Annotated in this window: 12 protein-coding genes and 1 pseudogene; 3 read left to right on the forward strand and 10 right to left on the reverse strand. The window is 71.9% G+C overall.

The features are described 5' to 3' along the window. Positions 1–517, reverse strand: a 517-nt coding sequence (locus ROTAS13_RS09445; protein ID WP_171979062.1) for an ATP phosphoribosyltransferase regulatory subunit, incomplete at its 3' end; no start/stop codon positions are given. 112 nt (positions 518–629) lie between these two features. Between ROTAS13_RS09445 and ROTAS13_RS09450 the strand changes: the two genes are divergently transcribed. Beyond that, positions 630–1,184, forward strand: a complete 555-nt coding sequence (locus ROTAS13_RS09450; RefSeq protein ID WP_058390528.1) for a hypothetical protein — start codon at positions 630–632, stop codon at positions 1,182–1,184. An 18-nt stretch (positions 1,185–1,202) separates the two neighbouring features. Here ROTAS13_RS09450 and ROTAS13_RS09455 read toward each other — a convergent pair whose 3' ends face one another. Further along, on the reverse strand, positions 1,203–2,375 hold the full coding sequence (locus ROTAS13_RS09455; protein ID WP_075822187.1) for a phosphoserine transaminase: 1,173 nt from the start codon (positions 2,373–2,375) through the stop codon (positions 1,203–1,205). 483 nt (positions 2,376–2,858) lie between these two features. Here ROTAS13_RS09455 and ROTAS13_RS09460 point away from each other — a divergent pair, with 483 nt between their 5' ends. Then, positions 2,859–3,926, forward strand: a complete 1,068-nt coding sequence (locus ROTAS13_RS09460; RefSeq protein WP_019459985.1) for an AI-2E family transporter — start codon at positions 2,859–2,861, stop codon at positions 3,924–3,926. On the opposite strand, the gene ROTAS13_RS09465 is transcribed toward ROTAS13_RS09460, so the two are convergent. From ROTAS13_RS09465 to glmM, 3 genes are read right to left on the reverse strand one after another with little or no spacing between them, the layout of a single operon-like run. Then, positions 3,893–4,747 carry a PhzF family phenazine biosynthesis protein gene (locus tag ROTAS13_RS09465; protein WP_058390527.1) on the reverse strand — a complete coding sequence of 285 codons (855 nt, stop codon included), beginning with the start codon at positions 4,745–4,747 and terminating at the stop codon, positions 3,893–3,895. The genes ROTAS13_RS09460 and ROTAS13_RS09465 overlap by 34 nt on opposite strands. A gap of 25 nt (positions 4,748–4,772) precedes the next feature. Next, the gene (thiD, locus tag ROTAS13_RS09470) at positions 4,773–5,591 is read right to left on the reverse strand and encodes a bifunctional hydroxymethylpyrimidine kinase/phosphomethylpyrimidine kinase (protein ID WP_019459983.1); all 819 of its coding nucleotides are present in this window, start codon (positions 5,589–5,591) and stop codon (positions 4,773–4,775) included. Then, positions 5,588–7,006 (reverse strand): phosphoglucosamine mutase, encoded by a 1,419-nt coding sequence (gene glmM / locus ROTAS13_RS09475; RefSeq protein ID WP_051004740.1) that lies wholly within the window; start codon positions 7,004–7,006, stop codon positions 5,588–5,590. The genes thiD and glmM overlap by 4 nt, the downstream gene beginning before the upstream one ends. Positions 7,007–7,303: 297 nt before the next feature. Here glmM and ROTAS13_RS09480 point away from each other — a divergent pair, with 297 nt between their 5' ends. Beyond that, positions 7,304–8,470 carry an MFS transporter gene (locus tag ROTAS13_RS09480; RefSeq protein WP_171979063.1) on the forward strand — a complete coding sequence of 389 codons (1,167 nt, stop codon included), beginning with the start codon at positions 7,304–7,306 and terminating at the stop codon, positions 8,468–8,470. 63 nt (positions 8,471–8,533) lie between these two features. Here the strand turns inward: ROTAS13_RS09480 and ROTAS13_RS09485 are convergent, their stop codons facing one another. The 5 genes and pseudogenes from ROTAS13_RS09485 to ROTAS13_RS27080 form a co-directional block, all read right to left on the reverse strand. Beyond that, positions 8,534–8,719: a tautomerase family protein gene (locus tag ROTAS13_RS09485; RefSeq protein ID WP_019459980.1), complete on the reverse strand. Its 186-nt coding sequence runs from the start codon at positions 8,717–8,719 to the stop codon at positions 8,534–8,536. Further along, on the reverse strand, positions 8,712–9,425 hold the full coding sequence (gene ribB, locus ROTAS13_RS09490; protein WP_075822189.1) for a 3,4-dihydroxy-2-butanone-4-phosphate synthase: 714 nt from the start codon (positions 9,423–9,425) through the stop codon (positions 8,712–8,714). Before ribB ends, ROTAS13_RS09485 begins: the two co-directional genes overlap by 8 nt. Before the next feature lie 202 nt (positions 9,426–9,627). Beyond that, positions 9,628–10,677, reverse strand: a complete 1,050-nt coding sequence (gene folP, locus ROTAS13_RS09495) for a dihydropteroate synthase (RefSeq protein WP_075822190.1) — start codon at positions 10,675–10,677, stop codon at positions 9,628–9,630. Positions 10,678–10,770: 93 nt separating this feature from the next. Further along, positions 10,771–12,699: an ATP-dependent zinc metalloprotease FtsH gene (ftsH, locus tag ROTAS13_RS09500; protein ID WP_019459977.1), complete on the reverse strand. Its 1,929-nt coding sequence runs from the start codon at positions 12,697–12,699 to the stop codon at positions 10,771–10,773. A 247-nt stretch (positions 12,700–12,946) separates the two neighbouring features. Next, positions 12,947–13,379, reverse strand: a pseudogene (locus ROTAS13_RS27080) (hypothetical protein); the annotation flags it as partial.

Raw genomic sequence — 13,379 nt, forward strand, 5'->3', positions numbered from 1 at the left:
GGGACATGGCGGGCAGGGTGATGTCGAGGGCGACATTCTCCACCCCCACCCGCGCCAGCGCCTCGACACCCACCAACGCCACCTCGGCATCGGCGGCGGCGCAGTCGATGCCGATCAGCTCGATCCCCGCTTGCGGCAACTGCCGCTCCGGCGCGATCTGCGAGCCGCGGACCCGCAGCACCTGACCGGAGTAGGAAAGCCGCAGCGGCCGTTCCACCCCGCGCAGCCGGGTTGCGGCCAGCCGCGCCACCTGCGGCGTCATGTCGGCGCGCAGCCCCATCATGCGCTGGCTCACCGGGTCCATCAGGCGGAAGGTCTGCTCCGCCACGGCGGCGCCGGACCCGGCCAGCAGCCCTTCCTCGAACTCCAGCAACGGCGGCTTCACCCGCTCATAGCCATGGGCCGCGAAGACGGCGAGCATCGCCTCCACCAGCGCGGCCTCGCGCGCGGCGTCGGGGGGGAGCAGGTCGGACAGGCCCGCCGGCAACAGGGCGGGGTTGGGACTGTCGGAGGGCATCTCGTCTCGTGGTCTCGAACGGCATGAAAAGCGCGCGCGGCTGTGTGGCAGCCTGCACGGGGAACGGCAAGGCCGGAGAACCGTTCACATCCCGTATCCACGAGGGTCTGCCATGAAAAGGCCTGCCGCTCTTCTCCTTCTCGCTCCCCTCCTGCTCGCTGCCTGCACCACGCGGCAGCCCGGCCCGGACGTGTCCGGCTGGGGCGATCCCTTCACCCTCGGCGCCCAGGATGCGCTGGAGGACTTCGGCCATACCGCCGGGATGGAGGGACGTCTGGACAAGTCGCTCTTCGCCGCGCTGCGGGTGGAGCAGCTGGCCGAGGCGGCGCAGACCGACCCGCTCTGGCAGACCGGCCGCATCTCGACCTTGCAGCCGCAGCTCCTGATGGCCCGCCGCCAGATGCGGCAGGCGGCGGGCATCGCCGAGGCGGCGCCCCCGCGCCCGGTCCAGGCCGGCCTCTACCGCGCCCTGCGCGCTGCCCAGGCCGGGGACATGGCGCAGGCCCAGGCGGCGCTGAGCGGCCCGGCCTTCCCGCTCGGCGGTGCCGCCACGCTGCAAAGGCTGCAGCACCTGCCCCGCCTGCCGCTGGTGGATCAGGCCGCCGCCCGCACCGCCCTCATCGCCGGCAGCCCGGGGCCCAGCAGCAATTCCGGCCTGCCCTTCTGATGGCAGGCCAGCCGGGCCTCAGCCCGCGAAACGCGCCCTGGTTTCCGCACAGGCCCAGTCGAGCCAGGGCAGCAGCGCCTCGATATCCGCGGTCTCTACCGTCGCGCCGCCCCAGATCCGCACCCCCGGCGGCGCGTCGCGATAGGGGGCAAGGTCGAACCCTGCCCCTTCCGCCTCGACCAGCCCGGTCAGCATCTTCGCCGCCTTGCCCTGCGCCTCGGCATCCAGCGCGATGAACCAGGGCGCCACGATGCGCAGGCAGATCGAGGTCGAGGAGCGCGTGGCCGGGTCCTCCGCCAGGAACTCCACCCAGTCGCGGCGTTCCACCCAGCGCGCGACGGCGGCGAGGTTCGCCTGCGACCGCCCCTTCAGCCCCGCGAGCCCGCCCATGGATTCCGCCCAGCGCAGCCCATCCAGCGCATCCTCGACGCAGAGCATAGAGGGCGTGTTGATCGTGTCCCCGGCGAAGATGCCCTCGATCGGCCTGCCGCCCTTGGCGAGGCGGAAGACCTTCGGCAGCGGCCGGTCGGGGGTGAAGGAGGCCAGCCGCTCCACGGCGCGCGGCGAGAGCGCCAGCATCCCATGCCCGGCCTCGCCCCCCAGTACCTTCTGCCAGGACCAGGTCACCACATCGAGCCGGTCCCAGGGCAGGTCCATGGCGAAGGCCGCCGAGGTGGCATCGCAGATCGCCAGTCCTTCCCGGTCCGGCGCGATCCAGCCCCCGTCCGGCACCCGCACGCCCGAGGTCGTGCCGTTCCACACGAAGACCACGTCCCGCGCCCAGTCCACGGCGGCGAGGTCGGGCAGTTGCCCATAGGGCGCCTTCAGCACCCGCGCATCCGGCAGGCGGAGCTGCGTGACGATGTCGTTGGCCCATTCGCCGGAGAAGGACTCCCAGCTCAGCACATCGACGCCCCGCACCCCCAGAAGTGACCAGAGCGCCATCTCCACCGCCCCGGTGTCGGAGGCCGGCACGATGCCCAGGCGCCAGCCCTCCGGCATGCCCAGCATGGCGCGCGACCGCTCGATCACCTCGCCCAGCCGCGCCTTGGCATCCTTGGCCCGGTGGCTGCGCCCGACCAGGGCCGCGGCCAACACTTCCGGCGACCAGCCCGGCCGCTTGGCACAGGGGCCGGAGGAGAAGCAGGGATTGCTCGGGCGGAGATTCGGCTTTTCGGTCGCGACGGGCATCGGCGTGCGGTCTTCCCAGGTGACGAGCCCTCGGCTCGCTCGGAGCCCGGGCGCGGCGGCCCGGAGAGAAGCGAGGGTTGGAGAAGCGAGGGTTACGCCCTGCCTCGCTTGGCGGGCAAGGCATGCTGCCCGCTGGTCAGCTCCCGCCGATCGGCCATAAGGGGTCCTGCAGGGCGTCAGGGGCACAACGGCCCCCACGCGCTTCGGTCCGCCGCAACCGGAACACCCCCCTCATCCAGTCCAGGGCGGTGGACCTGCCGCCCGGCATGCTGCTCATGTCCCAGCTCTTCCCGGGCGCTGTTCGGCCTGCTCGGCCTGCTCGCCCTGGCCGTCGCCGCGCCGCTGGCGGCGGTCACCATCACGGTGGTCAAGCGCAGCTATGTGCGGGACTGGTTGCGCCGCCTTCGGTGATCGGCGCGCGCCTTGCCCGGCCCCCGGCCGGCACCGCATAGACAGGCAGTTGCATGGAATCCACCCAGCCGCATGACCCGCTCGACCCTCTCGCTCACCGTCCTGCTCATCGCCTTCGCGCTGATGTGCTGGCTGGTGCCCAATGCCCTGCTGATCGGCTTCGCCGGGGCCATTCTCGCGGTCGGGCTGCGCGCCCTGGCCGCCCCGATCGTGGTGAAGACCGGCCTCGGCGGCGGCTGGGCCGTGCTGCTGGTGGCGGTGCTCGTCGCCCTGGTGCTCGGCCTGGGCGTCTGGGCCTCGGTCAAGCCGCTTTCCGCCCAGATCCAGCTCTTCGCCCAATCCGCCCCCCAGGCGCTGCGCTCGCTGCAGGACTACCTTTCCGACTTCCCCTGGGTCCAGCAGCAGATCAACCACTTCCAGCCGGAACGGGTGATCTCCGCGGTCGGCGACCAGGCGGCGGGCATGGCGGCCATGGGCATCAGCGGCACGCTGGGCGGCCTCGCCAACATCGTGCTGATCGTGCTGCTGGCGCTCTACCTCGCCTCGGAGCCCTCGCTCTACCGCCGCGGCTTCGCCGCCCTGCTCTCGCCCGACCTGCGGCCGGACGGGATGCACGTACTCGACGCCACCGGGGGTGCGCTGCGCGGCTGGCTGCTGGGCGCCCTCTGCGCCATGGTCTTCAACGGCGTGCTGATCTGGCTGGGCCTCTGGGCGCTGGGCGTGCCGCTTTCCCCGCTGCTCGGCGCCATCGCCGGGCTGACCAGCTTCGTGCCCTATATCGGCGCCATCGCGGCGGCCCTGCCGGCGGCCCTGATGGCGCTGGGCAAGGACCCCTCCCTCGTGCCCTGGGCGCTCGGCGTCTATTTCGTGGTGCAGATGCTGGAGGGCAATGTCCTGACCCCCATCGTGCAGAAGCAGACGGCCGACCTGCCGCCCGCCCTGCTGCTGCTGTCGCAGACGGTCATGGGCACCGTGGCGGGGCTGCTCGGCGTGGTGCTGGCCGCCCCGATCCTGGCCGTGGCGATGACGGTGGTGCAGGCCTCCTACATCAGGCTTCGCCTGGAGGATGGGGAGGATGCGGAAACGGTGCAGGCCGAGGGCCGGGCTCAGCCCGGCAGCGCCAGCTCCATCCGGCCGTAGAGCACCGCCTTCCCGCCCATGAGGGCACGGGCCCCGCCTGTGTCCTCCGGCGGGATGCCATCCGCATCGGGCCCGCCGCGCAGCTCGCACCACAGGGTGCCGCCGCGCCGGCTGGCCTGCCGGCAGACCAGCTTCCGCCGCCCCAGCCGCGCCGCCCAGAAAGGCAGGAGCTGGGTATGCGCCACGCCCGTCACCGGGTCCTCCGGCACGCCCACGCTGGCCGCGAAGAAACGGGAGACCACGTCATGCACCCCGTCATCCCCGGGGGCGGTGACGATCACCCGCGCCGGTGCGGCATCGGCATCCCCGCCGGCCAGCGCGGCGATGCGCCCGTGATCCGGCCGCAGGCGCCGCACTTCCTCCGCCGTGTCGAGGACGCAGAGCCAGTCGCGCGAACGCCAGACCTCGCGCGGCGTGGCGCCCAGGGCCTCGGACAGCCCGGCAGGCGGCTCCGCCCGGACCGCACCGCGGGCCGGGAAGTCCAGCATGTAGAGATCCCCTTCCTGCTCCACCCTCAGCATCCCCGACAGGGTGCGGAAGCGCAGCGGCCCGGCGATGCCGAACTCCGTGGCCAGCACATGCGCCGTGGCCAGCGTGGCATGGCCGCAGAGCTCCACCTCCGTCGCCGGGGTGAACCAGCGCAGGTGCCACTGCCCCGCCCCGTCCGGCACCAGGAAGGCCGTCTCGCTCAGGTTGTGCTCGGCCGCCATGGCCTGCATCGCCGTGTCCGGCAGCCAGGTCTCCAGCGGCACCACCGCCGCCGGATTGCCCTCGAAGACCCGCTCGGCGAAGGCGTCCACGAAGAAGACATGCAGCGCCATCAGCCCGCTCCCCCCAGCCGGCGCCTCATCGGCCCAGGGCCTCGACCCGCGCCGGGTCCACCGTCACCCCGTGGTCCAGCGGCCCGTGCCCCTTGCCGAAGCCGGGCGCGTTGCGGATCGCCGCCTGCACATAGGCGCGGCCCCGCGCCACCGCCTCCCGCAACGCCAGTCCCTGCGCCAGCCCGGTCGCGATGGCGCTGGCCAGGGTGCAGCCGGTGCCATGGGTATGCACCGTGTCGATATGTGCGCTCTCGAAGACCTCCATCCCCGCCGGCGTGGCCAGCAGGTCGTAGAGCCGCTCGCCCGGCAGGTGCCCGCCCTTGAGCAGCACCGCCGGCACGCCCAGCGCCAGGATCGCCGCCGCCGCCGCCCGCATCCCCTCCAGGTCGCGAACCTTGGCACCGGCCAGCACCTCGGCCTCCGGGACGTTCGGCGTGACCACCGTGGCGAGCGGCAGCAGCCGCCGCTTCAGTGCCGCCACCGCTTCCTCCGCCAGCAGGCGCGAGCCGCCCTTGGCCACCATCACCGGGTCCAGCACCAGCGGGATGCCGCGCCCGTCACGCTCCAGTTCCGCCGCGACCGTTCCGATGGTGGCGCTGTCGCCCAGCATGCCGGTCTTCACCGCATCGGCGCCGATGTCGGCGAGGCTGAGCGCGATCTGCCGTGCGATGAAATCCTGCGGCACCGGATGCACCGCATGGACGCCCAGCGTGTCCTGCGCCGTCAGCGCGGTGATCGCCGTGGCGGCATAGCCGCCGAGCGCGGTGACCGCCTTGATGTCCGCCTGGATTCCGGCGCCGCCGCCGGAATCCGATCCGGCGACGATCAGGACCCGACCCTTCATTCCGCGGCCTCCTGCCGGCTGGATTTCGTACCGGGCTTGCGCTCCGGCGTGGCCGCCACGGCCCGGATGGTCTCGGCCAGCTCCGACGTCAGCCTCTCGACCATCGAGGCCTCCTCCGCCTCCACCATCACCCGGATCAGCGGCTCCGTGCCGCTCGGGCGGATCAGCAGCCGCCCGCGCGCGCCCAGATCCGCCTCGGCGGCCCGGATCGCCTCGATCACCAGCGGGTTCGTCAGCGGGTCGCCGCCGGAATGCCGCAGGTTCACCAGCTTCTGCGGCAGCGGCTCGAAGCGGCGGCAGACCGCGCTCGCCGGCCGCTTCTCCTCGACGATCGCCGCCAGCACCTGCAAGGCCGCCACCAGCCCGTCCCCCGTGGTGCCGTGATCCGCCAGGATCAGGTGCCCCGACTGCTCGCCGCCCAGGTTGCAGCCCAGCTCCCGCATCCGCTCCCCGACATAGCGGTCGCCCACCCGCGTCCGCTCCAGCCCGATGCCCTGCGCCTTCAGCCGGCGCTCCAGCCCCAGGTTGGACATCACCGTGGCCACCACCGCGCCGCCGCGCAGCCGCCCCTGCGAGGCCCAGGTTTCTGCCACCAGCGCCAGGATCTGGTCGCCATCGACGATGGCCCCCGTCTCGTCGCACATCACCAGCCGGTCGGCATCGCCGTCCAGCGCGATGCCCAGGTCGGCCCGCCGCTCGCGCACCAGCTCCGCCATCCGCCCCGGCGCGGTGGAGCCGCAGCCGGCATTGATATTGAACCCGTCCGGATGGACCCCGAGTGACACGACCTCGGCCCCCAGTTCCCACAGCACGGTCGGCGCGACGCGATAGGCCGCGCCGTTGGCGCAATCCACCACGATCCGCATCCCCGCCAGGGTCAGCCCCTTGGGAAAGGCCGACTTCGCCGCCTCGATGTAGCGCCCCGCCGCATCCTCCAGCCGCGAGGTCCGCCCCAGCCGCCCCGGCGCCGCCAGCGCGGCGGAGAGGTCGCCCGCCATCAGCGCCCCGATCTCGTTCTCCTGCGCGTCCGACAGCTTCAGCCCGTCCGGCCCGAAGAGCTTGATGCCATTGTCCTCGAAGGGATTGTGGCTGGCTGAGATCATCACGCCGAGATCGGCCCGCAGGCTGCGCGTCAGCATGGCGATGGCCGGCGTCGGCAGCGGGCCGAGCAGCACCACGTCCATCCCGGCGCTGACAAAGCCCGCGGTCAGCGCCGGTTCCAGCAGATAGCCCGAGAGCCGCGTGTCCTTGCCGATCACCACCCGGTGCCGGTGACCGCCACGGTTGAAGTAGCGGCCTGCCGCCTGCCCCAGCCGCAGCGCCGTCGCCGCATCCATCGGCGCCTGGTTCGCCACGCCGCGGATGCCATCCGTCCCGAAGAGGCGGCGCTGGGAAGACGGGGCGGGTTTGCTCATGCACCATGCTCGCGAAGACGGCCCGGCCAACCGGGCGGAAAGGCCGAAAGCTCTAGAGCGGATTGGCCTGCCGGGGAACAACCCCGGAAGCGTCTGTCGGACACGGCTTCGGGCGCGGAGCGTGACAAGGTCTCGCCGCAACCCTTCCGCGGGGACCGGAGAACGCCCCGGCCGATGCATTGCGGCGCGTGAACAACACCGTCCCCCGCGTTTTTCGCAGTTGTGCGGCGCACAAGCCTGCAGCCAAACTCGCGGCGTTCCGCCATGCCACCGGGACACTTCCTGCCGGACATCCGCATGCCCCTTCCGCTCCTGGCCCTGGCCGTCGCGTCCTTCGGGATCGGCACGACCGAATTCGTCATCATGGGCCTGCTGCCCGACCTCGCCCGGGATCTCGGTGTGGACATCCCCTCCGCCGGGCTGCTGGTCAGCGGCTATGCGCTGAGCGTGACCTTCGGCTCCCCGCTCCTGGCGCTGGCCACCGGGCGGCTGCCGCGCAAGGCGGCGCTGATCGGGCTGATGCTGATCTTCATCCTGGGCAACGCGCTCTGCGCCATCGCCCCCGGCTACGGGACGCTGATGGCCGCCCGCGTCGTCACCGCCCTCTGCCACGGCGCGTTCTTCGGCACCGCCTCGGTGGTGGCGGCGGACTTGGTGCCGAAGCACCGCCGCGCCTCCGCCGTCGCCATGGTCTTCTCCGGCCTGACGCTCGCCAACGTGCTGGGCGTGCCGCTGGGTACCGCGCTGGGCCATGCGCTGGGCTGGCGCTCCACCTTCTGGGCCGTGGTGCTGATCGGCCTCGCCGCCGCCGCCGCCCTGGCGCTGTGGATGCCCACCGGCCTGCGCGGCCAGCCGGCCCGGCTACGGCAGGAACTGCGCGCCCTGGCCAGCCGGCAGGTGCTTCTGGCGATGGGGATGAGCTGCCTCGCCTCGGCCAGCCTGTTCAGCGTCTTCACCTATATCGCGCCGATGCTGCAGACCCGGACCGGCCTGGGCGAGCACATGGTCACCCTGGCCCTGCTGCTCTTCGGCCTCGGCCTTACCTTCGGGAACTTCCTCGGCGGCCGCCTCGCCGACTGGCGGCTGATGCCCTCCGTGGCCGGCATCCTCGTGGTGCTGGCCCTGGTGCTGGCGGTCTTCACCGCCACGCTGGCCTCGCCCGTGCCGGCCATCGCCACCATGATGGTCTGGGGTGTGCTGGTCTTCGCCCTGGTCTCGCCCCTGCAGATGCGGGTGGTGGACCAGGCGCGGGAAGCGCCGAACCTCGCCTCCACGGTCAACCAGGGCACCTTCAACCTGGGCAATGCCGCCGGTGCCTGGATCGGCGGGCAGGCCCTGCTGCACGGCATGGGCTATAGCCAGCTTCCCTGGCTGGGCGCCGGGCTGGCCGTCCTGGCCCTGCTTCTGGCCCTGGTGGCGATGCGGGCGCCGCGTCAGCCAATGGCGATGGCGGCCGGGGAATAGCGCCCCTCCAGGCAGGCCGGGGTGGAGGACCGGGCAGGTTCCCGGCGCCTCCTCGGCGCCAGCTCAGCGGTCGCAGAACAGTACGCCGCCCTTGGCCTTGTCGGTCTTCGGTGCCTCCACGATCTGCACCGTCACGACCTCGGCCGGAACGCCGAAATTCTTCACCATGGCCTCGGTGAGATCCTTCACCAGCCCACGCTTCTGCTCGACCGTCCGCCCCTCGGCGGCGAAGACCATGATCTCAGGCATGTTCAGTCTCCTTGCTGCGGCCCTGCGACGGCAGGGCGGCGGGTGATACGGTGTCGCGGCCGGCGACCGCCGCCAGAAGGTCCTCGATGGTCACGAGCGGCATGCCCTCCCGCTCCGCGAAGCGGACCAGTTCCGGCAGGCGCGCCATGCTGCCGTCGGGGTTGGTGACCTCGCACAGCACCCCGGCCCGGTGGAGCCCGGCCAGTTCCATCAGCGCGATGGTCGCCTCGGTATGACCCCGCCGCCCGGCAAGGCCCCGGGAATGCGCGCGCAGCGGAAAGACATGGCCGGGACGGGCCAGGTCCTCCGGCCGCGCGCCCGGCTTCATGGCGGCCTGGATCGTCGTCACCCGGTCCGCCGCCGAGACGCCGGAGGAGACCCCGTCCCGCGCCTCGATGCTGATGGTGAAGCCGGTGCCGAAGCGGCTGCTGTTGCGCCCCACCATGGGCGGCAGGTCAAGCGCATCGGCATGTTCCTCGGTGAGCACGAGGCAGACGATGCCCGAGCCCTCGCGGATCATCAGCGCCATCTGCGCCACGGTCAGGCTCTGGGCGGCGAAGATCATGTCGCCCTCGTTCTCACGGTCCTCGTCATCGACGACGATGACGCCGCCGCCACGGCGAAGCTGGAAGATGGTGGCCTGGACCCGCTCCCCGGCCTTGCCGGACAGGGGCGGGAGGGATCGGGCGGGATATGGTTCGGGCATCGGTACGCGGCCTTGCGTCGTACGGGGATGCGTTGATTGACGTTAACGCCTACGCAGAACGGCGACCGGCCGTCCTGTCTGCCCTCCGGACTCCCATATCCGCCCCGGTTGGGCAAGACACCCCGCCCCCATGTCCCGTGTGCCGCGGCCCTCTGGAAACAGGGTTCCGCCATGATCGCGACGCGAAACCCCGCCTCCCACTTCAGGCACCTTCCCCGGGCGGCGCCAGGATGGCCGCGCCGACGCGCAGGGCCTGCACCGTCTCCCCCACGTCATGGACCCGCAGCATGTCGGCGCCACGTTCCGCCGCGGCGAGGGCCACCGCGAGGCTGCCCGGCGCCCGCCGCTCCGCCACCGGCTCCCGCCCCAGGCGGCCGATGAAGCCCTTTCGCGAGGCCGCCATCAGCACCCGGCAGCCCAGCCCGTGCAGCAGCGGCAGGCGGTCGATCAGCGCCAGGTTGTGCGCCAGGGTCTTGCCGAAGCCGATCCCCGGATCGACGCAGATGCGCGCGAGCGCGATCCCCGCCGCCTCGCAGGCCGCGATCCGTTCCGCCAGGAAGTGCTGTACCGCCAGCGCCACGTCCGGATAATCGGCGCGCGACTGCATGGTGGCGGGGTCGAGCCCCGGCATGTGCATCAGCACCACGGAACAGTCGGAATCCGCCAGCGCCTCCAGCGCCCCCGCTCCGCGCAGTGCGGCAACGTCGTTCACCACGCGCGCCCCGGCGGCGATGGCGGCCCGCATCGTGGCCGCGTGGCGGGTGTCGATGGAGATCGTGGCATGCGGCGCCAGTTCCCGGATCACCGGCACCACGCGGGCGATCTCCGCCGCCGGATCGACCGGAGTGGCGCCGGGCCGCGTGCTCTCGCCGCCCAGGTCCAGGAGGTCCGCCCCTGCCTCCAGCATGGCATGGCCCGCCACAACGGCGGCACGATGGTCGAGATAGCGTCCGCCATCGGAGAAACTGTCCGGCGTCACGTTGAGGATGCCCATCACCAGCGGGCGTCCCTCCCGCCGCTCCAGCCCCGCGAAACCGGGCAGGGGCTGCGCCAGATCCGCCAGCAGCGGCCGCCACGCCTTCGGCAAAGCCGCGACCGGGACAAGGCCGACCTCCCGGCCCGCCTCGATCAGGCGGGCCAGGGTGAAGGCCCGCCCCTCCCCTCGCAGCGTGGCGGCATGGCCCGCCACCAGGGCCACCCGCGCGGTGTCCCCATGCAGCAGACCCAGGGGCTCCAGCCAGCGTTCCACCATCCCAGTCCTCCCCAGCGCCGAAACGGAAACGGGGGCCCGAAGGCCCCCGTCGCATTCCATGCCATCCACGCCCTCCAAGAGGGACGCCGCGGATCAGGCCCCGGAAGGCGCCGGGTTCTGCCACGGGCCCGCCGGACGCGGCGGCGTGGAACGCCCCGAGCTCGGCACGCTGCCGCGGCCCTGGTTCACCGGCTCGTCCGGACGGTTGCGGATCACCGGCTCGCCACGCAGCAGGGTGCGGATCTCGTCGCCCGAAAGCGTCTCGTATTCCAGCAGCCCCTTCGCCAGCGCGTGCAGGCTCTCGATGTTCTCCGTCAGGATCTTGGTCGCCCGCGCATAGGCCGCGTCGATGATCCCGCGGATCTCCGCATCGATCTCCCGCGCCGTGGCCTCGGAGATGTTCTTGGTCTGGGTCACGCTGTGGCCGAGGAAGACCTCCTGGTCGTTCGAGCCATAGGCGATCATGCCGAGCCTGTCGGACATGCCCCATTCCATAACCATCCGCCGCGCCTGGTCGGTCGCCATCTTGATGTCGCCCGAGGCGCCGTTGGAGACCTTGTCCGGGCCGAAGATGATCTCCTCCGCCACGCGGCCACCCATGGCCATGGCCAGTTCGGCCTTCAGCTTGCTCTTGTGCTTGGAATAGCGGTCGCCTTCCGGCAGCGACATCACCAGCCCCAGCGCGCGGCCGCGCGGGATGATGGTCGCCTTGTGGACGGGGTCGCACTCCTCCTCGCTCAGCGCCACCAGGGCATGGCCCGCCTCATGATAGGCGGTCATGCGCTTCTCCGCCTCGCTCATCACGAGCGAGCGGCGCTCGGCGCCCATCAGCACCTTGTCCTTGGCCTGCTCAAACTCCAGCATGCCCACGGTGCGGCGCCCGATGCGGGCGGCCAGCAGCGCCGCCTCGTTCACGAGGTTGGCGAGGTCGGCGCCCGAGAAGCCCGGCGTGCCGCGCGCGATCACCTTGGGATCGACGTCGGAGGCCAGCGGCACCTTGCGCATGTGGACGCGCAGGATCTTCTCGCGCCCGTTCACGTCCGGGTTCGGCACCACCACCTGACGGTCGAAGCGGCCGGGGCGCAGCAGCGCCGGGTCCAGCACGTCCGGCCGGTTGGTGGCCGCGATCAGGATGACGCCCTCGTTGCTCTCGAAGCCGTCCATCTCCACGAGCATCTGGTTCAGCGTTTGCTCGCGCTCGTCATTGCCACCGCCCAGCCCGGCGCCGCGATGGCGGCCCACCGCGTCGATCTCGTCGATGAAGATGATGCAGGGAGCGTTCTTCTTGCCCTGCTCGAACATGTCGCGCACGCGGCTGGCGCCGACGCCCACGAACATCTCCACGAAGTCGGAGCCGGAGATGGTGAAGAAGGGTACGTTCGCCTCGCCGGCGATCGAGCGCGCCAGCAGCGTCTTGCCAGTGCCCGGCGGGCCCACCAGCAGCACGCCCTTGGGGATCTTGCCGCCCAGGCGCTGGAACTTCTGCGGATCGCGCAGGAACTCGACGATCTCCTCCAGCTCCGCCTTGGCCTCGTCGATGCCGGCCACGTCGTCGAAGGTCACGCGCCCCTGCTTTTCCGTCAGCAGCTTCGCCCGGCTCTTGCCGAAGCCCATGGCGCGGCCGCCGCCGCCTTGCATCTGGCGCATGAAGAAGACCCAGACGCCGATCAGCAGCAGCATCGGGAACCAGCTCAGCAGGTAGTGGAAGAGCGGGTTGACGTCGCTCTCCTCCGGCCGCGCCTCGACCCGCACGCCCTTCTCGGTCAGCTTGCCGACCAGGGCGGGATCGTCCGGCACATAGGTGCTGTAGGTGCGCCCGTCCGTCAGCTGGCCGGAAACGACCCGCCCCTGGATGCGCGCGTCACGGACCCGGCCGGCCTGAACCTCGTTCAGGAAGTCCGAATAGGCAACCTGTTGCCCCCGCGCCTGGTTGGTGCTGGAGGGTTGGAACAGGTTGAAGAGCGCCACGAGCAGCAGCGCCACGATGACCCAGAGCGCGAGGTTCCGGCCGAAATTATTCACTGAAGCTGTTTCCGTCCTGACCGACAGGTTGTCCCCGGCACGCCGCGCCGAATTTCCCTGGAAGCCCGAGGGGGCAGGCCAGGGGAAATGCGGGGTCACGCACCGGTTTTCTCCCGTCCTGCACAACATAGGGAGGGCCGGCGCTTTCTGGAACCTCAACCTCACAAAATCGCAAGATTCTCGCGGGCTTCTCATATCGGCCCACCAGCCCGCACGCGACACCCGGGGCCGGGGGGGGCAGGCGGCATCAGGCCGGCGGGCCACCGGCGGGCTGGAAGGAGACCCCGCCGGGCAGGAGTTCCACCCGCCCATCCCCATGGCGCAGCGCCGGACAGCCCCGCAGCACCACGGCCGGCAGGTCCCGCCGCGCGGCCGGCTCCAGCCAGGCCAGATCGGCCCCCGGCGCTCCGAGGGTGGCACCCGGCACGTCCCGGTCCAGATGCCAGCGCCCGTCCCAGGATGCGCCGCGCCGGGCCTCGACGGGCGGCGCGCAGGCGGCGGGCTCCCGGCACAGGACACGACCCCGCCAGAGCGCCCCGCCCAGCGTTCCGCCCCCCTGCGCCAGCAGCCGCTCCACCCCCTCGCGCGGCGGCGGATGAGGCTGGCCGGACACCGACCGCAACAGGCGCGACAGGGCCTGCCGCGCCACGGCATCGCGCCCCAGCGACACGGCATCCAGC

This window comes from Roseomonas sp. TAS13 (genome assembly GCF_001950415.1).
Taxonomy (GTDB): domain Bacteria; phylum Pseudomonadota; class Alphaproteobacteria; order Acetobacterales; family Acetobacteraceae; genus Roseomonas; species Roseomonas mucosa.